Origin of the sequence: Streptomyces sp. NRRL B-1140 (assembly GCF_001280065.1) — a bacterium.
Lineage (GTDB): Bacteria > Actinomycetota > Actinomycetes > Streptomycetales > Streptomycetaceae > Streptomyces.
Map to the genome: position 1 here is coordinate 78,935 of NZ_LGEA01000100.1, position 22,827 is coordinate 101,761.

A 22,827-nucleotide genomic window follows, 5' to 3' on the forward strand; every position below is an offset into this window, starting at 1 on the left:
GATCGTCGCGAGAGGGCACGAGCCAGCCATGCGTCCCCCGTACCCCCCGTCCCCCGGGCGTTCCGCCGAGCTACGGCGGCGGTTCGCCGAGGAGGCCAGGTCCGAACGGCCCGATCTGTCGACGCTGTGCCTGCTGGTGGGCGCGGAGGCGGACAGGGAGCTGGACGAGGCGGGCCTGGACGCAGCGCAGGTCGAACTGGACCGGTTGGCCGGTCTGCTGCCCTACCGGCCCGCCGGACCGCGGGCCTGGGCGGTCGCCCTGCGGGATCTGCTCGGCGACCGGATGGGGTTCCACGGCACCGCGGGTGACTATCAGCGCCTGGAGTCCTCGCTGCTGCACGAGGTGCTCGTGCGGCGCAGAGGGCTGCCGATCCTGCTGTCGGTGGTGTGGATGGAGGTCGCCAGGCGGGCGGGGGCGCCGGTGTACGGGGTGGCCCTGCCGGGGCATTTCGTCGTCGGGTTCGGGCCCGAGGAGGGGCAGGTTCTCGCCGATCCGTTCGACGGAGGGCGGGTGCTCAGCGGGGCCGACGCGCAGGTGCTGGTGGCCGGGGCGACGGGGGCGGGGATCGATCCGTCGATGCTCCGGCCGGCGGATCCGCTGGATGTGGTGCTGCGGATCCTGAACAACGTACGGGCGTGGGCCGCGGCCCGGCCCGAACGGTCGGATGTGGCGTTGTGGGCGGTGGAGTTGTCGTTGCTGCTGCCGTCGCATCCGGCGCGGTTGCGGTACGAGCGGGCGCAGTTGCTCGTGCGGCGGGGGGAGTTTCTCGGTGGGGCCTTGGAGTTGGAGGCCTACGCGGAGGTGGTGGAGGCCGTGGATGAGGGCGCGGCCGAGCGGGTGCGGGGGGAGGCTTTTGCGGCCCGGGCGATGCTCAACTGACGCCTTCCCGCCCTAGGGGCTCGTGTGGTCTTGCGTGCGGGTGCGTGGACCTGCTTCGCGCAGTTCCCCGCGCCCCTGACGGGGCGCTCTCACAACCAGCCTTTCTCCCGTGCCACCCGGACCGCCTCCGCCCGGTTGCGTACCGCCAGCTTCTGAATGGCTGTGCTGAGGTAGTTGCGGACCGTGCCCTGGGAGAGGTGCAGGGTCGTGGCCAGTTCGGCGTTGGTGGAGCCGTCGGCTGCTGCCCGCAGGACCTCTCGCTCCCGGTCCGTCAGCGGGTTGGCGCCCTCCGCCAGGGCCGCTGCCGCGAGGGTCGGGTCGATGACCCGTTCCCCGGTGAGGACCTTGCGGACGGCCTCGGCGAGCTGGGCGGCCGGGGCGTCCTTGACGAGGAAGGCGTCGGCGCCGGACTCCATGGCGCTGCGCAGGTAACCGGGGCGGCCGAAGGTGGTGAGGATGACCAGCTTCACCGCCGGGAGCTCGGTGTGCAGGCGCGCCGCGGCCTCTATGCCCGTCGCGCCGGGCATCTCGATGTCCAGCAGGGCCACGTCCACGGCGTGCTCGCGGGCCGCCTCGAGGACCTCGTCGCCGCGGGCCACCTGGGCCACGACCTCGATGTCCTCCTCCAGGCCGAGCAGGGCGGCCAGGGCTTCGCGGACCATCGACTGGTCCTCGGCGAGCAGGACCTTGATCGTGCGGCTCATGCCCGGGATCCTACGTCCGCCGCTCCGGCCGCCGGCACGCGGGCGACCAGGCGGAAGCCGTGCTTGGACGGGCCCGCCTCCAGGGTTCCGCCCACCTTGGTGAGGCGTTCGGTGAGCCCGGCGAGACCGTTTCCCGCGACGGTTCCCTTGCCGCCCGAGCCGTCGTCCTCGACGGTGAGTTCCAGGACCGGCCCGTCGAGGGTCTGGCGGCGCACCAGCTCGACCGTGCAGCGGCGGGCGCCGCTGTGCCGTACGACGTTGGTGACCGCCTCGCGCAGCGCCCACGCGAGGGCCGACTCGCGCTCCTCGGGCACATCGGCGAGGCCGGGTTCGGCGGGCAGTCCGGCGGTGACTCCGGCCGCGGTCAGGGCGACGCGGGCACCGGCGAGTTCGGCGTTCAGGCGGGGGCGGCGATAGCCGGTGACGGCCTCGCGTACGTCGACGAGGGCCTGGCGGCTGACCTGCTCGATGTCGGCGACCTGCTGGGCCGCCTTGTCGGGCTGCCCGGGCAGCATCCGCCCGGCCAGTTCGCTCTTGAGCGTGATCAGGGAGAGTGAGTGGCCGAGCAGGTCGTGCAGGTCCCTGGCCAGGCGCAGGCGCTCCTCGTTGGCGGCGAGCTGGGCGACGGTCGCGCGGGCCTCTCGCAGGGCGATGGTCGTCCGGACGAGTTCGCGCACGCCGGTCATCGCGAAGCCGCCGAGCAGGGCCGGGATGAGCAGGCCGGCCAGGTAGGAGTGTCCGCCCGGCACGGCGAACGCCACGGCGGTCAGCAGGGCGCAGGCGCCCGGGATGGTCCAGCGGGCCATGCGCAGCGGCAGGGCGGCGCCGGACGCGATCGACACGTACACGAACAGCACCAGCCACTCGCGGCCCAGGGTGAGGGCGAGGAGCGTGGACTGGGCGGCGAGGACCCCGAGCGAGCCGAGCACCAGGCCGTTGCGTTCACCGCGGCCGGTTCGGAAGACCAGCAGCATGTACCAGGCCACGAAGGCGGCCAGGCCGAGCCAGCCGAGGATCCGCACGCCCGTGCTGTGGCCGCCGTGCAGCAGGTCGGTGACGGGTGCGCCCAGGTAGACCAGCCAGATGCCGGTCCACAGGGACTTCACCACCTTCTGCCTGCGGTTGACCGGGCGCTGCCCGATCCCGACGCCGACGTCGTTCACGCCTTCAGGGTGTCCTTCCGGTACAGCCAGGCCGCGCCGCCCGCGAAGAGGACGAACGACACCACGAGGACGGCGAGGTCCTGCACGTGCGGGGCCCGGCTCTGCTCGATCGCCTGTCCCAGGGCAGCGTACGCGTGCGTGGGCAGCCACTTCGCGATGTCCTGGAGCCAGCCCGGGAAGGTCGTCGTGGGCATCCACAGACCGCCCAGCATGGACAGGCCGAAGTAGGTGATCATCGTGATCGGGCGGACCGCGTCCCCGCTGGCCAGGTAGCCGATGGCGACGCCGAGCGCGGCGAAGACCAGGCTGCCGGCCCAGATCGCGCCGGTGAGGGCGAGCCACTGCCAGGCGTCCAGGGTCACGTCCTTCACGGCCGCAGCCACGGCGAAGACGATGACGACGGACGGCAGGCTCACGACGGCGGCGCTCGCGGTCTTGGCGAGGACGTAGCCGCGGCCCGGCAGTGTGGTCAGGCGCAGTTGCCGCACCCAGCCGCCCTCGCGCTCCTTGGCGATGCGCTCGCTGTTGCCCATGAGGACGGCCGTGAGGGCGCCGAAGGACGCCATGGAGACCATCATGTAGGTCGGGAGGGTCAGGTCGCTGCCGGGGACCTTCGTGGTGCTGTCGGCGTTGCCCGCGATGATCAGGAACAGCACCGACGGGTAGATCACGGAGAAGAACAGGAACTTGCGGTTGCGCAGGGCCCGGGTGAGCTCCAGCTTGATCAGGCCGTTCACTTGGACTTCGCCTCCTCGGCGGTGGTGATGGCGACGAAGGCCTGTTCCAGGCCGAGTCCGGCGACTTCGAGGTTGCGGGGGTGGACGCCGAGGCCGTACAGGGCGTGGACGGTGGCGTCGGCGTCGGCGGACTGGATGCGCACGGTCCGGCCGGAGATGTCGATGCCGGTCAGGAAGGGCAGGGCGTGCAGGGCCACCTCGTCGACGGTGCCCTCCACGTCGAAGGAGATCCGGCGGGCCCCCGCCTTGGCCTTGATCTCGGCGGCCGTGCCGTCGGCGAGGAGGCGGCCGCGGTGCAGGACGAGGACCCGGTCGGCGACGGCGTCCGCCTCTTCGAGGTAGTGGGTGGCGAAGAGGACGGTCCGGCCCTGGTCGGCCTGTTCGCGCATGGTGGCCCAGAAGGCCTGGCGGGTGGTGACGTCCATGCCGGTGGTGGGCTCGTCCAGGACGATGAGGTCGCTGTCGCCCGCGGTGGCGAGGGCGAAGCGGACGCGCTGGGCCTGTCCGCCGGAGAGCTTGTCGACCTTGCGGTCGGCGATCTGCGCGATGCCCGCCCGGGACAGGACCTCGGAGGGCCGGTACGGCTTGGGGTGCAGGTCGCAGGCGAGCCGCACGAGTTCGGCGACCGTGACCTCGTCCATGAGCCCGCCGCTCTGCAGCATGGCACCCACGCGCCCGGCGACGATGGCCTCCCGGGGGCTGGTGCCGAAGAGCCGGACGGTGCCGCTGTCGGGGTTCTTGAGGCCGAGGAGCAGGTCGAGGGTGGTGGACTTGCCGGCGCCGTTGGGACCGAGCAGTGCCACGGTCTCCCCCGGCCTGAGGGCGAGGGTCAGCCCGTCCACGGCCCGGACGGCGTCGTAGGCCTTGCTCACCTGGTCGAAGGCGACCACCGAAGCTGTCGTTGTCATACGGACATCGTGGCTTCGGGGGCGCCGGCGGGGGCAGTGCCGGGTGTCCGGAGTGCCGCATGACAGGTGTCATGCCGACGAGGTGACGGCGAGAGCCCCCGCCCTCGCCGGGCAGGGGCTCTCGAACGGCGCGTGGCCGGGTGTCAGTTCGGCTTGGTGTCGATGACTCCGACGCGCTCCGCGGGCGTCTTGCCGCGCAGGGCCTTGCGCAGGGCCGTGACGACGTCCTGCGGTGTGACGTCGCGCTTGCCGCTCGCGCCCTCGATCTGCACGCCGTCGAAGGTCGTGCCGTACGCCTCCTGGAGCGCCTTGAGGTTGTACGTGTCCACCAGCTTGCCGTCGACGGCCTTGAAGCTCAGGATCTTCGGCAGCGACAGCGCGCCGAACGGGATGCTGTGCGCGGGATCGGTCTGCACGATGGCCTTGGCCGACATCGCGGGCTGCGCGAAGTCCTTCAGCACCCGGTCGACCTCGGCGTTCGAGACGGTCGGCTGCCGGGTGGTGGTCGGGAGGTTCACCGTGCCCGCGGTGCCGGTCTCCACCTGGGTGCGGTACGCCTCCTCCACCACCGTCGTCGACTTGGCGAGGTCGATGCCCTTGCCGGTCTTGCCGTACACCGGGACGGCCTTGCCGTTCTTGAACTCGATCGTGCCGTCGGTCGTCGCGCCGGAGCCGCCCGCCGCGGTCTCCAGGGAGGCGTGCAGCTTCTCCTCGTCGACGGGCATGACGGGCGTGACGACACGGTGGTCGCCGAAGAGCGAGCCGATCACGGAGACCGGGTTGTAGTCGCTCTTCGCCGCCGCGTCGGCCGTGGCGTCCATGTCGAACTGCAGGCCCGCCTTGTCCGGGTCGAGCGGGACGGTCTTGCCGCCCACCGACACCTTCAGCGGCGTGCCGACGCGGCCGTCGAAGGCCTCGTCGAGCTTCCTGACGGCGCCGTCGCGGGTGGTGCCGCCGATGTCGACACCGAGCACGGTGGTGCCCTTGGGCACGTCGGTGCGGTTCATCAGCAGACCGGCGCCGTAGACGCCACCGGCGAGGACGACCACGCCGACGGCCACCAGCACGAGCTTGCTGCGCCCCTTCTTCTTCGGCGCCTTCGAGGAACTCGCCGGGGGCGGGGAGACCGGCTCGGGCAGCTTCGGGGCCGCGTGGGGCACCGGGCCGTCACCGGGTGCGCCCGGGGCGAACGGCGAGGCCGCCCCGGACGGTACGACGGGGATGCCGCTGGTGACGGTGTGCCCGGAGACGTTGTCGTGCCGGGGACCGTGGCCCGGGCCGTCCGACGGCTCGGGAGCGGGCTTCTGCGGGGTGAGGATGGCGGTGTCGTCGCTCATGCCACCGCCGGGGCCCGCGGTGCCGGGTGCGGAGGCGCTGCCGGGGGTGCCGGTGCGCGGACCGAGGCCCGCGGGACCGCCGGGGCCGCCCGGGCCGCCACCTACGACGCCGGGGCCGCCGGGAACACCGGGGCGGCCGGGCTCGTGAAAGGCACCAGGGGCCCCGGCGCCACCGGGGCGGCCGGGCTCGTCGAACGCCTCGGGGCCACCGGACCTGCCCGGGCCACCGAAACCGCCGGGGCCGGTGGGGGCGCCGGTCGGGCCGGGCCCGTCGAACGCCTCGGGAGCACCGGGCCTGCCCGGGTCACCGAAACCGCCGGGGCCGGGGACGCCAGGGCCGCCGGGCCCGCCGGAGGCACCGGGCCGGCCGGCGGTGTCGAAGGCATCGGGACCGCCCGGTGCGTTGAACCCGCCCGGGCCACCCGGCCCGCCGGCCGGCGGCAGCATCGGGCCGTCGCCCGTGACCGGTCCGCCGGTCGGGCCGGCCGGGCCCTGCGATCCGGGACCGCCGGAGGGGCCGCCGTAGCCACCCTGCCCGTTCTGGCCGTTCTGCCCCTCGCGGCCGTTCTCGGAGAAGTACGGCAGGTCGTCGCGGCGCGGTTCGCCGCCGCCCGGGGCGGGACGCGAGCCGTTGCCCAGCGGGCCGGCGGCCAGGGCCTCGGTGACGTCGAAGGAGCCGGTGCCGCCACCGTGCCCGGGCGCGACAGGGCCACCGGTCGCGCCGCCCGGAAGTCCGGCGCCGTTGGTACCGCCGGACCGAGAGCCGCCCGGCGCGCCCATGGAGCCGACCACACCTCCGGGCCGCCCGGTGCCGGGCCGCGCCCCACCGGAAGCACCGGGACCCGGCGCCGCGGCAGCAGGAGCGCCCGCCGCCGGGCGCGAACCACCCGGCAGACCGGCCCCGTTGGTCGAGCCGCTGCCCTGACCGCCCTTGCCGCCGCCCGACTTGCGGGGCGCGAACCAGTCGCTGGCCGGCTTGTCATCGCCCGGCTGACCGGGCTCGGCGGGAGGCTCGGCCGGTGACGGGGACGGGGCGGTGCCCGGCGCCGCCGGGGCCTCACCGCGGGTGTCCGTGTCGGGGGCCGTACCCTCCGTCTCGGCGACGGGCTTGCGCACCACCACGGGCGGAATGGGCCGCGACCCGGGGATGTTGATCCGGATCCGGGTCGTCAGCGTGGTCTCGGTCTTGCGTTCCTCCGGCCGCGTGGCGGAACGGCCCGCGTCCGTACCGGCGTCGGGGACCGCCGGAATCCCGTAAGGCGGCGTACCCGACGGGTAGGCGGCTCCGCCGCGCCCGTTGGGCCCGGAGGACGGAGTGTCAGTTTCACGACTCAAGGCAGGTTCTCCCGGTTGGCTCCGCCGCCCGACACGACCTCACGCGGGCAGCTCGGCGGCGCGCACCACCATACTGGCCACTTCTCGCCCGTATCCCATGACCGCCGTGGAAACCCACACCGGACCCCCACGGCCACGCCTGGCGAAGTGGTACGTCACTTGGCAAGTCGGACGGGACCGCCGTCCGGTTGCCGCCCCGGGGCGAGGGTGGCGCAGATCACAGCCACGGCGATGCCCCCGAGCAGGAAGAGATAGGAGCCGCTCCCCGCGGCGAAGAGGAAGTCGCCCTCGGGGCGGCTGGCGGTGAGCAGGACGACCGCGAGCATCCAGCCCGCGGCGGCCGCGACGCCCCCCGCGCGGCCGCGGACGGCCCATGAGGCGCCCAGGACGGCTCCGGCCTCCGCGAGAAGGGCGAGCAGCAGCCCGCCCGGGAACCACCCGGGCTGCACCAGGGCCCCGGCGACGCCGACCACGGCCCCGAGCACGAACAAACCGAGGCAGGCGGTGACGCGTCCGGCGGTGGGCGGGCGCATGGGCTGGGCCAGCATCGGCGTCCGGTCGCTCATGAGGCCTCCCCGAGGCCGGCGAAGAGGTCCGTCTCCCGCTCACCGGGGCCCGCCTCGCCGCGCACCAGTTCGTAGTACTCGGTGGTGAGGATGGGCTGGGCGAGTTCGTTGGACAGGACGAAGTAGGGCCCGTCCACGGTGATCTGGGTGGCGTGGGCGCGCATCGCGGCGGTCTTGGCGGCGGCGTGGGCGGTGCCGTCGATCACGGTGGTGATCCGTTCCCCGGGTACGACACCCGGGACGTCGTCGACGTCGGCGGCCTTGGTGAAGGCCGTGCCGGGCAGGTCCTCCCTCAGCCGCGCGAAGGACTCCTCCACAACCGGCCGGGGGACCCGGTTCCAGTACACCTTGGGGATCGGCAGGCCGGCGTCGGCGGACAGTTCCGCGGCGCGCATGGCGACGCGGTGGGCCTGGATGTGGTCCGGGTGACCGTAGCCGCCGTGGTCGTCGTAGGTGACGAGAACCTGGGGACGCACCTCGCGGATCACCTCGACGAGGTGCGCGGCGGCCTCGTCGACGTCGGCCTGCCAGAAGCAGCCGGGGTCGTCGTTGTCGGGCAGGCCCATCATCCCGGAGTCGCTGTAGCGCCCGGCGCCGCCGAGCAGGCGGACGTCCTGGACACCGAGCTCGGCCATGGCGGCGGAGAGCTCGCGGCGGCGGTGCTGACCCAGGGCGGCGCCCGTCAGATGGGCGAGCCCGGGCGGGATGACCTCGCCGCGTTCGCCGAGGGTGCAGGTGACCAGGGTGACGTGGGCACCCTCGGCCGCGTACCTGGCCATGGTCGCGCCGTTGTTGATCGACTCGTCGTCCGGGTGCGCGTGCACCAGCAGCAGACGCCGGTCGGGCAGTTCCGTCATGGGGCCAGCCTACGAGGTCCCACGGCGCTCAGAACTTGATGCTGCCGATCATGCCCGCGATGTTCGTCGTCAGCTCGCTGATCGTGGGAGCGACGGTCGAGGAGGCCAGGTAGAAGCCGAGCAGCATGCAGACGATCGCATGCCCCGCCTTCAGTCCCGACTTCTTGATCAGCAGGAAGACGATGATCGCCAGCAGCACCACCGCCGAAATCGAGAGTGCCACGGCGGTTCACCTCCAAAGATCCACGAGGGCGCGGGGGGTCGGACTATGGGGGCATCAAATCCGTACAGCAGCCAGCAGGTTCATACCCACTATGCGACATTGATCATAACTATCCCTCTGCGCGCATCGATCGGCGCACGGCCGCACAAGGGGGCGCATGGCCAATATGGTCAGGGCATGACGACCGAGCCTCACTCCTTCCCCCGACGGCACGCCCGTACCCAGCGCTTCACGCTCGGCGCGCCGCGTTCGTTCACCGTGGCACCGGACGGTTCACGTGTCGTGTTCCTTCGCTCCGGTTCCGGTACGGACCGGGCGAACGCGCTCTGGGTCCTCGACCCGGAAGACGGCACCGAGCGCGTCGCCGCCGACCCGCGTGCCCTGCTGGGCGGCGCCTCGGAGGACCTGTCGCCCGAGGAACGGGCCCGGCGTGAACGCAGCCGCGAGGGCGGCGCCGGCATCGTCGGGTACGCCACCGACACGGCCGTCGAGTTGGCCTCTTTCGCCTTGTCGGGACGGCTTTTCGCGGCCGAACTGCGGGCCGGGACGGCGCGCGAACTGTCCGTGCCGGGGCCCGTGATCGACCCGCGCCCCTCGCCCGACGGGCGGCACGTCGCGTATGCCGCGCAGGGCGCCCTGCGGGTGGTGGGCGCGGAAGGGGAGGGCGACCGGGCGCTCGCCGAGCCGGAGTCGGAGAATGTCTCGTTCGGACTGGCCGAGTTCATCGCGGCCGAGGAGATGGGGCGTTCGCGGGGCTTCTGGTGGGCTCCGGAGTCGGACCGGCTGCTCGTGGCGCGGGTGGACGACACGCCGGTGCGGCGCTGGTGGATCGCCGACCCCGCCCATCCGGAGCGGGAGCCGCAGCGGGTGCCGTACCCGGCGGCGGGCACCGCGAACGCGGAGGTGCGGCTGTTCGTGATCGGCCTGGACGGGGTGCGGACGGAGGTCGTCTGGGACCGGGCGCGCTACCCGTACCTGGCGCATGTCCACTGGTCAGGGGCGGGCGCGCCGTTGCTGCTCGTGCAGGCGCGCGACCAGCGCAGTCAGCTGATCCTGGCCGTGGATCCGGATTCCGGCGCGACACGGATGGTGCACGCCGACGAAGATCGAACATGGCTTGATCTTTTCCCCGGGGTGCCGTGCTGGAGCCCGTCCGGCCGGCTGGTGCGGATCGCCGACGAGGGCGGTGCGCGGGTGCTGGCGGTCGGGGACCGGCCGCTCACCGGGGCGCAGCTGCACGTCCGGGCCCTGCTGGACGTCTCCGAGCACGACGTGCTGATCTCGGCGTCGGCGGGCGCGGAGGCCGCCGGAGAGGTGGAGACGGGCGAGGTGCACGTGTACCGGGTGAACGAGCTGGGCGTGGAGCGCGTCTCGCGGGAGCCGGGTGTGCACGCGGCGGTGCGTTCCGGGGAGGTGACGGTCCTGGTCTCGGCGACACTGAACCGGCCAGGTTCTCTGGTGCAGGTCCTGCGCGACGGAAAACCGACCAGGACTGTCCCCTCGTACGCCGAAGATCCCGGTATGTCCCCCCGCGTGACGCTCACCGAGGGGGGCGCACGTCGCATCCCGTGCGCCGTGCTTATGCCTCGGGACTACGACGGTGACACCCCACTGCCGGTGCTCATGGACCCCTACGGAGGTCCGCACGGCCAGCGGGTGGTGGCCGCGCACAACGCCCACCTCACCTCGCAGTGGTTCGCGGACCAGGGATTCGCGGTCGTGGTCGCGGACGGCCGCGGCACCCCGGGCCGCTCCCCCGCCTGGGAGAAGGCGATCCACCACGACTTCACGCTGTCGCTGGACGACCAGGTGGAGGCCCTGGAGGACCTCGCGAAGCGCCACCCCCTGGACCTGTCCCGGGTGGCGATCCGCGGCTGGTCCTACGGCGGCTGGCTGGCGGGCCTGGCGGTGCTGCGCCGCCCGGACGTCTTCCACGCGGGCATCGCGGGGGCTCCGGTGACGGACTGGAGTCTGTACGACACCCACTACACCGAGCGCTACCTGGGCACTCCGGCGGAGCACCCGGAGGCGTACGCCAAGAGCTCCCTCGTCACGGCCGAGGGGCTGTCCTCCCCTGCCGAGCCGCACCGGCCCCTGATGGTCGTGCACGGCCTCGCCGACGACAACGTCGTGGTCGCCCACGCCCTGCGCCTGTCCTCGGCCCTGCTGGCCGCCGGCCGCCCCCACGAGGTGCTGCCCCTGTCCGGCGTCACCCACATCACCCCCCAGGAACAGGTCGCCGAGAACCTGCTCCTCCTCCAGGTCGACTTCCTGAAGCGCTCCCTGGGTCTCACGACCGGCTGAAGACGACGACGGGCCGGCACGCCTTGGCGGCGTCCCGGCCCGTCTACGGCACCCGCACGGCCGTACGCTGACCAGCCTGACGTGTCCGTATATCGGAACCGGGTCGGCGAAGTTGCCTGCGTGTTAACGCAGTTGGCGGGAGCTCGCGGTGCGGGAGCCCGGCCCGGACAGCAGCGTTTCCCGGCACCCCTGGGGATACCGGGAAACGAGGTGGCGCGGTCAGGCCGCGTGGACCACGTCCTTCTCCTCCGCGAAGTGGCAGGCGGACTCGTGGGCCGCCGGGGTGTCCGCGCCCTGGAAGCGCTCGGGGATCGCCAGGAGGGGGACCTCCTGGGCGCACTTGTCCTGCGCCTTCCAGCAGCGGGTGCGGAAGCGGCAGCCCGAGGGCGGGTTGGCCGGGGACGGGACGTCGCCGGTGAGGATGATCCGCTCGCGGCCCTCACGGGACTCCGGGTCGGGGACCGGGACGGCCGACAGCAGCGCCTGGGTGTAGGGGTGCGTCGGGTGGTCGTAGATCTCCGTGTCCGAGCCGATCTCGGCCATCTTGCCGAGGTACATCACACCCACGCGGTCCGAGATGTGCCGGACGATCGACAGGTCGTGCGCGATGAAGAGATACGAGAGGTTGAACTCGTTCTGCAGCTTCTCCATCAGGTTGATGACCTGGGCCTGGACGGACACGTCCAGCGCGGAGACCGGCTCGTCGCAGATGATGATCTCGGGGTTGAGCGCGAGGCCGCGGGCGATGCCGATGCGCTGGCGCTGACCGCCCGAGAACTGGTGCGGGTAGCGGTTGATGTACTCGGGGTTGAGGCCGACGACGTCCAGGAGGTCCTGGACCTTGCGGCGGCGGTCGCCCTTCGGCGCCACCTCGGGGTGGATCTCGAAGGTCTCCCCGATGATGTCGCCCACCGTCATACGGGGGTTGAGCGAGGTGTACGGGTCCTGGAACACCATCTGGATGTTCCGGCGGACCGCCTTCAGCGCACGCCCGGACAGCTTGGTGATGTCCTGGCCCTTGTAGAAGATCTCGCCCGCGGTCGCCTTCTCCAGCATCATCAGGAGCTTGGCGACGGTGGACTTGCCACAGCCGGACTCGCCCACGATCCCGAGGGTCTCGCCCTGGTAGAGGTCGAAGGAGACCCCGTCGACGGCCTTGACCGCACCGATCTGACGCTTGAACAGGATGCCCTGGGTCAGCGGGAAGTGCTTGACCAGGTTGCGCACCTGCAGGATCGGCTCACCGCGTTCGACCGGCGCCTCGATGGCGGCGACGGCCTCCTCGTCGGTCGCGGCCTCCACCGTCTCGACCTCGGTGACGTTGGGGGTGGCGTCCATGGACTCGTCCGTCTTGTCCAGCTCAGCCATGGATCGTCTCCTTCCAGAAGTGGCACGCGCTGCCGCGGCCGGCCAGCTCGCCGCCGTCCCGCTCGGTGACCGGGAGCAGCGGCGGGACGTCCGTACGGCAGATGTCCTGCGCCATCGGGCAGCGCGGGTTGAAGGCACAGCCCGACGGGATGCGCGTCAGGTTGGGCGGCAGGCCCTTGATCGCGTACAGGTCCTGGCCCTTCTGGTCCAGGCGCGGGATCGATTCGAGCAGACCCTTGGTGTAGGGGTGCGCGGGCCGCTTGTACAGCTCGTGCACGGGCGCGGTCTCCACGATCCGGCCCGCGTACATCACCGCGATCTTGTCCGCGACGTCGGCGACGACGCCGAGGTCGTGGGTGATGAGGATGAGGCCCATGTTGTACTCGCGCTGCAGCTCCGCGAGCAGGTCCATCACCTGGGCCTGGACCGTCACGTCGAGGGCCGTGGTCGGCTCGTCGGCGATGATCAGGTCCGGCTCCAGGGCGAGCGCCATCGCGATCATGATGCGCTGGCGCATACCGCCGGAGAACTGGTGCGGGTAGTCGCCGACGCGCTCCTTCGCGGCCGGGATCTTCACGCGGTCCATCAGCTCGATGGCCTTGGCCTTGGCGTCCTTCTTGCTCAGGCCCTGGTGGACGCGGAACATCTCGCCGAGCTGGTAGCCGACGGAGAGCACCGGGTTCAGCGCGGACAGCGCGTCCTGGAAGATCATGGCGATCTTCCGGCCGCGGATCTTGCGCCGGGCGTCGCCGGACATGGTGAGCATGTCCTCGCCCCGGTACAGGATCTGGCCCTGGGGGATCCGCCCGGGCGGCATGTCGAGGATGCCCATGATCGCCTGCGCGGTCACGGACTTGCCGGAACCGGACTCACCGAGCACGGCGAGGGTCTCGCCGGAGTTCACGGTGTAGTTGACGCCGTTGACGGCCTTGGCCACACCGTCACGGGTGTGGAACTCGACGTGCAGGTCGCGCACTTCGAGCAGGGGAACGTCGCCGTCGGCCGCGCCGCGCGGCTCGGGGACGTTCCGGGTCTTGTCGATGGTGGTCACGTACGCCCTCCTCAGCGCAGCTTCGGGTCGAGGGCGTCGCGCACCGCGTCGCCGAGCATGATGAACGCGAAGACGGTGAGGCTGAGCATGCCCGCCGGGAACAGCAGCGTGTGCGGGTTGTCCCGGATCACCTTGCTGCCCTCGGAGATGTCGATGCCCCACGAGATCGTCGGGTCGCTGAGGCCGAGGCCCAGGAACGACAGGGTCGCCTCCGCGGAGATGTAACCGCCGAGGGCGATCGTGGCCACGACGATGGTGGGCGCGACGGCGTTCGGCATCACGTGGCGGAACAGGATCCGCGGGGTGCCGGCGCCCAGCGCCCGGGCCGCCGTCACATAGTCCGCCTGCTTCGCCGTGATGACGGAGCTGCGCATGACCCGCGCGATCGAGGTCCAGCCGAGGAAGGCCAGGGCCAGGATGACGACGTACACCTTGCGCTCGGTGAAGGCGTTCAGGACGACCATGGTGCCGAGCAGGAACGGCAGGCCGAAGAAGATGTCGACGACCCGGGAGATCACCGAGTCGACCCAGCCGCCGAAGTAGCCCGCCAGCATGCCGAGCAGACCGCCGATCAGGGTGACGGCCGCGGTGACGCAGACGCCGACGAGGATCGAGGCGCGGGTGCCGTGGATGACGCGCGAGTAGATCGAGCGGCCCTGCTGGTCGTAACCGAACCAGTCGGGCTGGAAGAAGTGACCCAGCTCCGGCTTGCCCAGGTAGTGGTGGACGAGGTCGCCGTCGCGCGGGTCGACGCTGGTGAACCAGCCGGGGAACGCGGCGATCACCAGCAGCAGGACCAGCAGCACCGAGGAGATCCAGAACATGGGCCGGTGCCGCAGGTCGTACCAGGCGTCGCCCCACAGGGAGCGGGGCTTGTCGCTCTTCTGCGCGCTCTGCTTGCCGGGAGCGTCGACGGCCGGCGGGGCCACGGCGTCCACGGTCGCGGCGTCGGTGGTCTGGGCCTTGGTCACGTCAGGCATACCGGATCCTCGGGTCCAGGACCGCGTACAGCAGGTCGATGAGCAGGTTGATCAGGAGGATGACGAGGACGAGGACCGTCACCACACCCGTGACCGTGGAGCCCTCGCTCGTCTGGATCGCCCGGTAGAGGAGGTTGCCGACACCCTGGATGTTGAAGATGCCCTCGGTGATGACCGCGCCGCCGATGAAGCCGCCGACGTCGGTGCCGACGAAGGTGACCACGGGGATCAGCGAATTGCGCAGCAGGTGGACCCCGATGATGCGGCGCCGGGGCAGGCCCTTGGCCAGCGCGGTGCGCATGTAGTCGGCCCGCAGGTTCTCGGCGAAGGTCGTCCGGGTCAGCCGCGCCACGTACGCCATGGAGAGCATGGCGAGGACGAACGCGGGCAGGAACAACTGCGAGTAGTCCGTGGAGTCCTGGACGTTGGGCGGCAGCCAGCCGAGTTCGTCGGCGAAGATGAAGCGGGCGATGAAGCCCAGCACGAACACCGGGATGGAGATCACCGTCAGGGTGAAGACCAGCACGCCGGTGTCGGCGGCCTTACCGGCCCGCAGACCGGCCCACGCGCCCAGGCCGACACCGATGATGATCTCGATGGTGATGGCCAGCAGCGTCAGCCGCAGGGTCACCGGGAAGGCCTCGCTCATGAGGTCGATGACCGGGCGTCCGGCGAGGTTGTTGCCGAAGTCTCCCTTGAGGAGATTCAGCATGTAGTGGAAGTACTGCTCGAGGACGGGCTTGTCGAAGCCGTACTCGCGCTTGATCTGCGCGATCTGTGCGGGATCGGGAGCCTTGTCCCCGTAGATGGCCCGGACCGGGTCGCCCGGCAGGATGTGGACCATCAGGAAGATCAACAGAGTTGTCCCGATGAAGATCGGGATCATCTGGAGCAGTCGCCTGGCGGCGTAGCGCCCCATCTTGCGCCTCCATGCCGTGAGGGGTCGGCGAGGCCTGCGCACTCATCTGCACCGCAGGTTGAGGGGTGAGGTGGAGGCCTGTGCCTACGGACCGGTGCCGCCGCTCCCCTTTCTCCGGGAGAGGCGGCACCGGTCTGCGGTCGTCTACTTACTTCTGCTTGACCTGGATCTGGTCGAAGATCGGGTCACCGTCCTGGCCGTACTTGATCTTGCCCAGGATGTGCGTGGACTGACCACTGTTGACCTTGTAGAACCAGAGCGGGATCGCCGGCATGTCCTTGGCGAGGAGCTGCTCCGCCTCCTGGTACTTGGCCACGGTCTCGTCGATCGAGCCGGCCTTGTCCGCCTCGGAGCTCAGCTTGTCGAACTCCTTGTTGGAGTAACCGCTGGTGTTGCCGGCCGCCGTGGAGCCGTACAGGTCGCGCATGAAGTTCGAGTTGACCGGGTAGTCGAGCACCCAGCCACCGCGGTACATGGACTTGACCTGATCCTTGTCGCGGGCGTCGAGGTCGGCCTGGAAGGTCGGCTTCGGGTCGCCCGTGCACTCCACGCCGGTGGACTTGCGGATCGAGTTGCAGACCGCGTCGACCCAGGGCTTGTGGTCCTGGTCGGCGTTGTACTGGATCTGGATCTTGTTGCCCGGGACGCCGCCACCCTCCTGGATGAGCTTCTTGGCCTGGGCCGGGTCGAACTTGACGATGTCGCCGAGCGCGCCCTTCTTGTAGCCGAGGACGCCCGGGGCGACGTAGGAGTCGGCCGGGGTACGCGTGCCCTGGAGGACGGTCTTGGTGATCGTCGCGCGGTCGATCGCCATGGACAGACCCTGGATGACCTTGGGGTCGATGTCCTTGAACTGCTTGGTGTAGAACGCCGGGACGATCGACTGGACGGCCGAGTACGGCTGGTCGATGGCGCGGTCGCCGAGGTCCGACTTGTAGTTCGTCAGCGCCGTGGTCGGGACCTGCTCGATCCAGTCCACGTTGTTGGAACGCAGGTCCGAGTACGCGGCGTCGGCGGTCGTGTAGTTCTTGAAGTCGATACCGCCGTTCTTGGCGGCGTTCGGGCCCTTGTAGCCCGCGAACTTGCGGACCTTGATGAGCTTGTTGTGCTCCCAGGACACGAACTTGTACGGGCCGTTGCCGACCGGCTTCTCGCCGAAGCCCTTCGGGTCCTTGAAGAAGGCCTCGGGCAGCGGCGCCCACACGTCGTAGCCCAGCTTGTACGCGAAGTACGAGACCGGCTGCGTGAGCTTGATCGTGAAGGTGTTGTCGTCGACGACCTTCAGACCCGACATCTTGTCGCTCTTCGGGTCACCCTTCTCCGGGTGCACGTCCTCGAAGCCGACGATGTCCGCGAACCAGCTGGAGTTGGTCTGGTTGTTCTTGATGTTGGCGGACCAGTTCCAGGAGTCCACGTAGGACTTCGCGGTGACCGGCGTGCCGTCGTGGAACTTCCAGCCCGGCTTGAGCTTGACGGTCCACTCGGACGAGTCGTCGTTCGGCGTGACCGACTCGGCGTTGACGTACTCGAGCTTGCCGGTGCCGGGCTCGTAGTCGACCAGGCCGGCGAAGATCGTGCGCAGCACGCGGCTGCCCTGGCTCTCCTTGGCGTTGGCCGGCTGCAGCGGGTTCTGAGGTTCGCTCAGCTGCGCAGTGACGATGCCGTTCGGGTCGGCCTTCCCCTTGTTCATGTCGTCGCCGGCACTGTCGTCGCCGCCGCCGCAGGCAGTGGCGGCCAGGGCGACGACTATCGCCCCCGCGACCCACTTGGCGCTCTTGGCACCGCGCATGGGTTCCTCCTAGAAGTCATTGGTTCACCGCGAAGGGAGCACACGACACATCACGGCCCCCGCCCGTCGCCGGTGCCGGAATTCGTCGAGTGCCCCCGCGCTCGTGAGTCGCGCCGCTGCCGGCTACTGACCCGTACATCCGAGCTCTACGCGCCTAACTATCTGCCAAACACCGAGACCGAACCACACCCTCGAGGTCTCGGTTCGATCACAGCTCGCGTATACATCTTCCAAAATCCGGACAAAGGGTTTGGTGAAAGATCCCTGCGAAACGGACTTGTTACACATCTATCGGTGCCGACTGTCCGCATTCCGGACGCGAGAGTGAGATAAACCGCTTGCGGCGTACCGTGGAATCCGTGCAGGGTTCCCTCGGTGTCTGTCGCGCGCTCAAGTAGCTTGTGCGGCAAGGCCGTTGCGCGATCCCCGAGGCCGGGGGCGCGTGGCGCTTCCGGAGCAGGGTAGTGGGAGAGAACCGCTCCGGACGGCCGTCGCGGGCAAGTCGAGGGTTTTCCCTACCCTTGCCTTCGCGTGCCCCTCCTTCAGACAACAGCACCGGGCACCCCGCCTCGCGGGGTGCCCGGTGTCGTCGTCGCAGCGGCGGGCGTCAGCCGTGCTTGGCGCGGCTCGCGGCGCGGGCGCGCTCGCGGGCGTCCAGGTTCACCTTGCGGATGCGCACGGCCTCCGGGGTGACCTCGACGCACTCGTCGTCGCGGCAGAACTCCAGGGACTGCTCCAGCGACAGCTTGCGCGGCGGGACGATCGACTCGGTCACGTCGGCCGTGGACGACCGCATGTTGGTGAGCTTCTTCTCCTTGGTGATGTTGACGTCCATGTCGTCGGAGCGGGAGTTCTCGCCGACGATCATGCCCTCGTACACCTCGGTGCCCGGCTCGGTGAACAGCACGCCGCGCTCCTGGAGGTTGGTCATCGCGAACGCGGTGACCGCACCGGCGCGGTCGGCGACCAGGGAGCCGTTGTTCCGGGTCTGGAGGGGGCCGAACCAGGGCTCGAAGCCCTCGTGGATGGAGTGGCCGATACCGGTGCCGCGAGTCTGGGTCAGGAACTCGGTCCGGAAGCCGATGAGGCCGCGCGAGGGCACGACGAACTCCATGCGGACCCAGCCGGAGCCGTGGTTGGACATGTTGTCCATGCGGCCCTTGCGGACGCCCATGAGCTGCGTGACGGCGCCCATGTGCTCCTCGGGCACGTCGATCGTCATGCGCTCGACGGGCTCGTAGGTCTTGCCGTCGACCTCCTTGGTGACGACCTGCGGCTTGCCGATCGTCAACTCGAACCCTTCCCGGCGCATGGTCTCGACCAGGATGGCCAGCGCCAGCTCACCGCGGCCCTGCACCTCCCAGGCGTCCGGCCGGTCGGTGTCCAGCACCCGGAGGCTGACGTTACCGATCAGCTCGCGGTCGAGGCGGTCCTTGACCTGGCGGGCGGTGACCTTGCGGTCCTTGACGGCCGCCTTGTTGTCGGCGCCCTTGCCGGTGGCGCCACGGCCGACCAGCGGGGAGGTGTTGGTGCCGATGACCATGGAGATCGCGGGCTCGTCGACCGTGATCAGCGGCAGTGCGACCGGGTTCTCCGGGTCGGCCAGGGTCTCGCCGATCATGATGTCCGGGATACCGGCGACGGCACAGATGTCACCGGGGCCGGCCATCTCGGCCGGCTTGCGGGTGAGCGCCTCGGTCATCATCAGCTCGGAGATGCGGACGTTGCTGACGGACCCGTCGCGCTTCATCCACGCGACCGTCTGGCCCTTGCGCAGCTCGCCCTGCTCGACGCGGAGCAGCGCGATGCGGCCGAGGAAGTTGTCGGCGTCCAGGTTGGTGACGTGCGCCTGGAGCGGGGCGTCCTCGTCGTAGGTCGGGGCCGGGATGTGCTCCAGGATCGTGGAGAAGAACGGCTCCAGGCTGGTGGAGTCGGACGGGACCGTGCCGTTGTCCGGCTTGGTCAGCGAGGCGATGCCGTCGCGGCCGCAGGCGTAGACGATCGGGAACTCGATCTGCTCCTCGTCGGCGTCCAGGTCGAGGAAGAGGTCGTAGGTCTCGTTGACGACCTCGTCGATCCGGGAGTCCGGGCGGTCCGTCTTGTTGATGCACAGGATGACGGGCAGGCGCTGCTGGAGCGCCTTGCGCAGCACGAAGCGGGTCTGCGGGAGCGGGCCCTCGGAGGCGTCCACGAGCAGGACGACGCCGTCGACCATCGACAGACCGCGCTCGACCTCGCCACCGAAGTCGGCGTGGCCGGGGGTGTCGATGATGTTGATGGTGATGACGTCCCCCCCGTCCTTCGGGTGGTACTTCACCGCCGTGTTCTTGGCCAGGATCGTGATGCCCTTCTCACGCTCCAGGTCGTTCGAGTCCATCATGCGGTCGTCGACCGAGTCGAGCTGGTGCGCGGCGAAGGCGCCGGCCTGCTTCAGCATGCCGTCGACGATGGTGGTCTTGCCGTGGTCGACGTGGGCGACGATGGCGACGTTGCGGATGTCGTGGCGCGTGGCCATAAAAGGCTTACTCCCGGAGTAGTGAATGCCCTGCGCGTACGTCGGTGGTGCGCGGGCCCTGCCGGGCTCAACATGCCACGGCCTCACCCCATGGTACGGGGCTGCGGGCGCAGAGGTTAGCCGGGCTCCGTCAGTGCAGGTCAGGCCCTGGAGCTACGCGGAGCAGGCGGTCCGGGCGACCTCCCTGGCCAGAGCCGAGTCGGGGCGCTCGCCACAGTCGGTCAGGCCGGTGATGTCGATCGTCCAGTTCCGGGCCCGGCCGGAGACGGTCCGGCCGTCCGGGCAGGTGTAGCGGAAGTCGGCCGTCACTTCCCGCACACCCGCGTACTGGACGAACCTTCCCGGCGCACCGGGCCTGATGCGCTCCTCGTCGAGCCTCGGGGCCGGTTGCCGGACGTCGGTGAACGACCAGGTGTCGCCGCCCGCCTCCGCCAGGGTGCGCGCGTCGGAGTCGATCTCGCCGATCTTCTTGCCGAGGGAGAAGAGGATCTCCGCGGCGGAGGGGGCCGGTCCGTCGGCGCGTACCGAGGGGCTGGGGGTGTACACCCGCCGCATCGGGTTCTGCAGGGTGCCGCTGCCCTTCCTGAGCCGCTCGGGGCCGGAGACGCCGGTCAGGCGGTCCCGCTCGGTGAGGTGGGACCAGGTGAAGGTGCCGTTCGCGCAGGCCGTCGCGACGCGTCTGTCCGGCTTACGGCCCTGGTCGGCCTCGTTGCCGCCACCCGCGCTCCCCGTACACGCCCCCACCCCCGCCACCAGCACCCCGACGACCAGCCCTGCCCTGCAGGCCCGTCCCACCATGCCGTGCATCCGCCCGCCCCCGTCCCCCGCGCACGGACGCCCGGCGCCCGCACCATGATCACTGCTGGTCTCATGGTGCGGGCGCCGGGCGGGGGCGGCAAGGCGTTTGAGCGTTCCCAGAGCTACGGGGCGGTCGAGCCCTTCACCGACGGCCCCGCCGCCGGCTTCGCGCCCTTCTTCAGGAAGCCCATGTCCTCGTAGACCGGCGTGCCGAAGCCGAACGCGCCGGTGTTGACCAGGTTCTTGCGGGCCGCCAGGAGCTGGGGGCGCTGGAAGAGGGGGATCGAGCCGGCCGCCGCCCAGATCCGGGAGTCGGCCTTGCGGAGCAGGGAGTTGGACTCGCCCTCGTCGAGCGTGGCCACGGCCTCGTCGAAGAGCTGGTCGACCTGGTCGGTGCCGACCCGGGTGTAGTTCTGCTCGACGTTCAGCGAGCCGTCGGCGGCCGGGACGGGCTTGGCGTAGACGGGGCGGGCGTCGGTGGCGGGGAACGCCGTGGCGGGCCAGGAGTACAGGGCGAGGTCGTACTGGCCGGAGGCGATGTGGTCCTTGAAGTAGGACTCGTCGGAGACCTTGGAGATCTCGGTGGTGATGCCGACGCGCCCCAGCATGCGGGAGACGCGGTCCGCGACCGTGCGCAGTGTCTGGGAGCCGGGGCCGGAGGGCAGCACGAAGCGGAGAGTCAGGGGCTTGCCGTTCTTCGCGAGCGGGGCGGCCTCCTGGTTCGCCGGGGCGGCCGTGCCCTCCGGGGCGTACGCCCCGGGCGCGCCACCCTGGTGCCCGGGGGCGTGCTGCTTGCCGTCCCGGGCGAGGTGCTCGGCGGGGTCCGGTCCCCGCCGCGCCTTGTCGTCCTCGCCGGTGCCGTCGGCCTTGTCGCCCTCGGGTCCGGCCGCCTTCTCCTTCTTCTTCTCCTCCTCGACCGGGCCGCCGCGCACCCACCCGGCGTCCGCGAGCAGGGCCTGGGCCTCCTTGGTGTCCTGGCCGCCGAGGGCGCCGCTGTTGTCCGCGTAGGCGGCCTGGCCGGACAGGGCCAGGTGGCTGCCGACCGGGACGGCGGGCAGACCGAGGGGCCTCAGGACGACCCGGGCGAGTTCCTTGCGGTCCAGGGCGCGGGCGACGGCCCTGCGGACGCGCTCGTCGGTGAGCGGGCCCTCGGCGCCGTTCAGGGCGAGCTGGGTGTAGGCGGGCTCCAGGGACTTGCGGACCTCGAAGCCGCTGAGGGCCTGCTGCTGCCGGGCGTACGTGGCGGCCGCCTTGCGCAGCTTCTTGCGGGCGGTGATCTCCTCGTCGGCGGCGTCCTCGTCGGAGCCGTTGGCGCGGGCCCAGGACTCGAGGGAGTCCGCGGCGGACCGGTCCGCGCCGGGGCCCATCAGGGCGCTCGCGGAGCCCTGGGGGCGGGCGGCGACGGTGATGCGGCGGGCCGCCGTGGGATCGATCTCGGCCAGGTCGAGCTCGCCCGCGGCCAGCTCGGCGGCCCGCTTGTCGCGCGGGACGGTGCGCAGCACGATCTCGGAGAGCTTGGCCGGCTTGCCCCACCAGCGCGGGCTGCGGGCGAGGGTGATCGTCTCGTCCTTGCGGTCGACCTTCTTCACCGTGAAGGGTCCGGCGGTGACCTTGAGCTTCTTGCGGGCCCCGTCGTTGAAGGAGTCCGGGGTGCCCATGACGTCCTTCGGGTACAGCGGGGAGAACAGCGAGCGCCAGTCGGCGTAGGGGCGGCTGAAGGTGACCCGGACCTCCAGGGCGTTGTCGCCGCGCTCGACCTTCTGGATGCGGTCGTAGCCGGCGTTGCGCGCGGTCCAGTAGGCGGTGTTCTTGCCGGACAGGGCGCGCCACTGGGCGGCGAAGTCGGCGGCGCCGATCTCCCGGCCGTCGCTCCAGACGGCCTGCTGGTTGAGCTTGTACAGGACGACCTGCTTGGGCTCGGTGTCGACGACCTCGGCGGACTCCAGGTAGTCGGGGTTGCGCTCCGGGCGTCCGGAGGCGTCCATGCGGAACATCGACGGCAGGACGGCCTGGGCGACGCGGGCGGTGGTGGCGTCGGCGTCCGACTGGAAGGTGTTCAGCGTGTCGGGCACGGAGTCGACCGCCCAGCGCAGGGTGCCCCCGTCGGTGATCCGGTCGCGGGGTGCGGGCTGGATGTCCTGCCCGGCGAGCGGCTTGCCGGACGGGTCGTCGGAGCCGCATCCGGCGAGCGCGGGCACCGCGAGCACTCCCGCGGTGAGGAAGGCGACCGAGCGCATGACCGCGCGCGGGCCGACGCCGTGCTGGGACATCTGTGCTACCTCCGGGAAGCCGCGGGCGTTACGATCACTTTTGGCGGTATTTGGCGTTCATCTGATGTATGCGGCCACTGAAGAGGAAAGGGTTCGGCAACACAGGGCGACACGGCGGCCACG

18 protein-coding genes are annotated in these 22,827 nt (G+C 70.9%); 2 read left to right on the plus strand and 16 right to left on the minus strand.

The window, feature by feature from the left end:
- Nucleotides 1–28: 28 nt before the first annotated feature.
- Nucleotides 29–880, plus strand: coding sequence for a transglutaminase-like domain-containing protein (locus ADK65_RS20035; protein ID WP_053671685.1), 852 nt, complete (start codon nucleotides 29–31; stop codon nucleotides 878–880).
- 89 nt (nucleotides 881–969) lie between these two features.
- Here ADK65_RS20035 and ADK65_RS20040 read toward each other — a convergent pair whose 3' ends face one another.
- From ADK65_RS20040 to ADK65_RS20075, 8 genes are all read right to left on the minus strand, one after another.
- Nucleotides 970–1,584: a response regulator transcription factor gene (locus ADK65_RS20040; RefSeq protein WP_053671686.1), complete on the minus strand. Its 615-nt coding sequence runs from the start codon at nucleotides 1,582–1,584 to the stop codon at nucleotides 970–972.
- Nucleotides 1,581–2,747, minus strand: a complete 1,167-nt coding sequence (locus tag ADK65_RS20045; protein ID WP_053671687.1) for a sensor histidine kinase — start codon at nucleotides 2,745–2,747, stop codon at nucleotides 1,581–1,583. The genes ADK65_RS20040 and ADK65_RS20045 overlap by 4 nt, the downstream gene beginning before the upstream one ends.
- Nucleotides 2,744–3,484, minus strand: coding sequence for an ABC transporter permease (locus ADK65_RS20050; RefSeq protein ID WP_053671688.1), 741 nt, complete (start codon nucleotides 3,482–3,484; stop codon nucleotides 2,744–2,746). Before ADK65_RS20050 ends, ADK65_RS20045 begins: the two co-directional genes overlap by 4 nt.
- Nucleotides 3,481–4,392 (minus strand): ABC transporter ATP-binding protein, encoded by a 912-nt coding sequence (locus ADK65_RS20055; protein ID WP_053671689.1) that lies wholly within the window; start codon nucleotides 4,390–4,392, stop codon nucleotides 3,481–3,483. Before ADK65_RS20055 ends, ADK65_RS20050 begins: the two co-directional genes overlap by 4 nt.
- 143 nt (nucleotides 4,393–4,535) lie before the next feature.
- Nucleotides 4,536–7,064, minus strand: coding sequence for a hypothetical protein (locus ADK65_RS20060; protein ID WP_053671690.1), 2,529 nt, complete (start codon nucleotides 7,062–7,064; stop codon nucleotides 4,536–4,538).
- A 155-nt stretch (nucleotides 7,065–7,219) separates the two neighbouring features.
- Nucleotides 7,220–7,630: a DUF6113 family protein gene (locus ADK65_RS20065; protein WP_053671691.1), complete on the minus strand. Its 411-nt coding sequence runs from the start codon at nucleotides 7,628–7,630 to the stop codon at nucleotides 7,220–7,222.
- Complete coding sequence (mshB, locus tag ADK65_RS20070; protein ID WP_053671692.1) at nucleotides 7,627–8,487, minus strand: N-acetyl-1-D-myo-inositol-2-amino-2-deoxy-alpha-D-glucopyranoside deacetylase; 861 nt, start codon at nucleotides 8,485–8,487, stop codon at nucleotides 7,627–7,629. The genes ADK65_RS20065 and mshB overlap by 4 nt, the downstream gene beginning before the upstream one ends.
- A gap of 28 nt (nucleotides 8,488–8,515) precedes the next feature.
- Nucleotides 8,516–8,710 carry a hypothetical protein gene (locus ADK65_RS20075; RefSeq protein WP_003992731.1) on the minus strand — a complete coding sequence of 65 codons (195 nt, stop codon included), beginning with the start codon at nucleotides 8,708–8,710 and terminating at the stop codon, nucleotides 8,516–8,518.
- A gap of 177 nt (nucleotides 8,711–8,887) precedes the next feature.
- Here ADK65_RS20075 and ADK65_RS20080 point away from each other — a divergent pair, with 177 nt between their 5' ends.
- Nucleotides 8,888–11,014 carry a S9 family peptidase gene (locus ADK65_RS20080; RefSeq protein ID WP_053671693.1) on the plus strand — a complete coding sequence of 709 codons (2,127 nt, stop codon included), beginning with the start codon at nucleotides 8,888–8,890 and terminating at the stop codon, nucleotides 11,012–11,014.
- A 219-nt stretch (nucleotides 11,015–11,233) separates the two neighbouring features.
- On the opposite strand, the gene ADK65_RS20085 is transcribed toward ADK65_RS20080, so the two are convergent.
- From ADK65_RS20085 to ADK65_RS20120, 8 genes are all read right to left on the minus strand, one after another.
- A complete protein-coding gene (locus ADK65_RS20085; RefSeq protein ID WP_053671694.1) occupies nucleotides 11,234–12,382 on the minus strand; it encodes an ABC transporter ATP-binding protein in 1,149 nt (382 codons plus the stop codon).
- Nucleotides 12,375–13,433 (minus strand): ABC transporter ATP-binding protein, encoded by a 1,059-nt coding sequence (locus ADK65_RS20090; RefSeq protein ID WP_053671695.1) that lies wholly within the window; start codon nucleotides 13,431–13,433, stop codon nucleotides 12,375–12,377. The genes ADK65_RS20085 and ADK65_RS20090 overlap by 8 nt, the downstream gene beginning before the upstream one ends.
- An 11-nt stretch (nucleotides 13,434–13,444) precedes the next feature.
- A complete protein-coding gene (locus tag ADK65_RS20095; RefSeq protein WP_053671696.1) occupies nucleotides 13,445–14,413 on the minus strand; it encodes an ABC transporter permease in 969 nt (322 codons plus the stop codon).
- On the minus strand, nucleotides 14,406–15,332 hold the full coding sequence (locus tag ADK65_RS20100; protein WP_053671697.1) for an ABC transporter permease: 927 nt from the start codon (nucleotides 15,330–15,332) through the stop codon (nucleotides 14,406–14,408). Before ADK65_RS20100 ends, ADK65_RS20095 begins: the two co-directional genes overlap by 8 nt.
- Nucleotides 15,333–15,480: 148 nt before the next feature.
- Complete coding sequence (locus tag ADK65_RS20105) at nucleotides 15,481–17,121, minus strand: peptide ABC transporter substrate-binding protein (RefSeq protein WP_053671698.1); 1,641 nt, start codon at nucleotides 17,119–17,121, stop codon at nucleotides 15,481–15,483.
- A 607-nt stretch (nucleotides 17,122–17,728) separates the two neighbouring features.
- A complete protein-coding gene (typA, locus tag ADK65_RS20110) occupies nucleotides 17,729–19,636 on the minus strand; it encodes a translational GTPase TypA (RefSeq protein ID WP_053671699.1) in 1,908 nt (635 codons plus the stop codon).
- A 153-nt stretch (nucleotides 19,637–19,789) separates the two neighbouring features.
- On the minus strand, nucleotides 19,790–20,434 hold the full coding sequence (locus ADK65_RS20115; protein ID WP_159038807.1) for a hypothetical protein: 645 nt from the start codon (nucleotides 20,432–20,434) through the stop codon (nucleotides 19,790–19,792).
- A 122-nt stretch (nucleotides 20,435–20,556) separates the two neighbouring features.
- Nucleotides 20,557–22,704: an ABC transporter family substrate-binding protein gene (locus tag ADK65_RS20120; RefSeq protein WP_053671701.1), complete on the minus strand. Its 2,148-nt coding sequence runs from the start codon at nucleotides 22,702–22,704 to the stop codon at nucleotides 20,557–20,559.
- Nucleotides 22,705–22,827 lie beyond the last annotated feature (123 nt).

Excerpts from the sequence above, each read along its gene's own strand:
- ADK65_RS20035 (WP_053671685.1), top strand. The coding sequence starts at position 29 with ATGCGTCCCCCGTACCCCCCGTCCCCCGGGCGTTCCGCCGAGCTACGG.
- ADK65_RS20040 (WP_053671686.1), bottom strand. The coding sequence starts at position 1,584 with ATGAGCCGCACGATCAAGGTCCTGCTCGCCGAGGACCAGTCGATGGTC.
- ADK65_RS20055 (WP_053671689.1), bottom strand. The coding sequence starts at position 4,392 with ATGACAACGACAGCTTCGGTGGTCGCCTTCGACCAGGTGAGCAAGGCC.
- ADK65_RS20065 (WP_053671691.1), bottom strand. The coding sequence starts at position 7,630 with ATGAGCGACCGGACGCCGATGCTGGCCCAGCCCATGCGCCCGCCCACC.
- mshB (WP_053671692.1), bottom strand. The coding sequence starts at position 8,487 with ATGACGGAACTGCCCGACCGGCGTCTGCTGCTGGTGCACGCGCACCCG.
- ADK65_RS20080 (WP_053671693.1), top strand. The coding sequence starts at position 8,888 with ATGACGACCGAGCCTCACTCCTTCCCCCGACGGCACGCCCGTACCCAG.
- ADK65_RS20085 (WP_053671694.1), bottom strand. The coding sequence starts at position 12,382 with ATGGCTGAGCTGGACAAGACGGACGAGTCCATGGACGCCACCCCCAAC.
- ADK65_RS20095 (WP_053671696.1), bottom strand. The coding sequence starts at position 14,413 with ATGCCTGACGTGACCAAGGCCCAGACCACCGACGCCGCGACCGTGGAC.
- ADK65_RS20100 (WP_053671697.1), bottom strand. The coding sequence starts at position 15,332 with ATGGGGCGCTACGCCGCCAGGCGACTGCTCCAGATGATCCCGATCTTC.
- ADK65_RS20105 (WP_053671698.1), bottom strand. The coding sequence starts at position 17,121 with ATGCGCGGTGCCAAGAGCGCCAAGTGGGTCGCGGGGGCGATAGTCGTC.
- typA (WP_053671699.1), bottom strand. The coding sequence starts at position 19,636 with ATGGCCACGCGCCACGACATCCGCAACGTCGCCATCGTCGCCCACGTC.
- ADK65_RS20115 (WP_159038807.1), bottom strand. The coding sequence starts at position 20,434 with ATGGTGGGACGGGCCTGCAGGGCAGGGCTGGTCGTCGGGGTGCTGGTG.
- ADK65_RS20120 (WP_053671701.1), bottom strand. The coding sequence starts at position 22,704 with ATGTCCCAGCACGGCGTCGGCCCGCGCGCGGTCATGCGCTCGGTCGCC.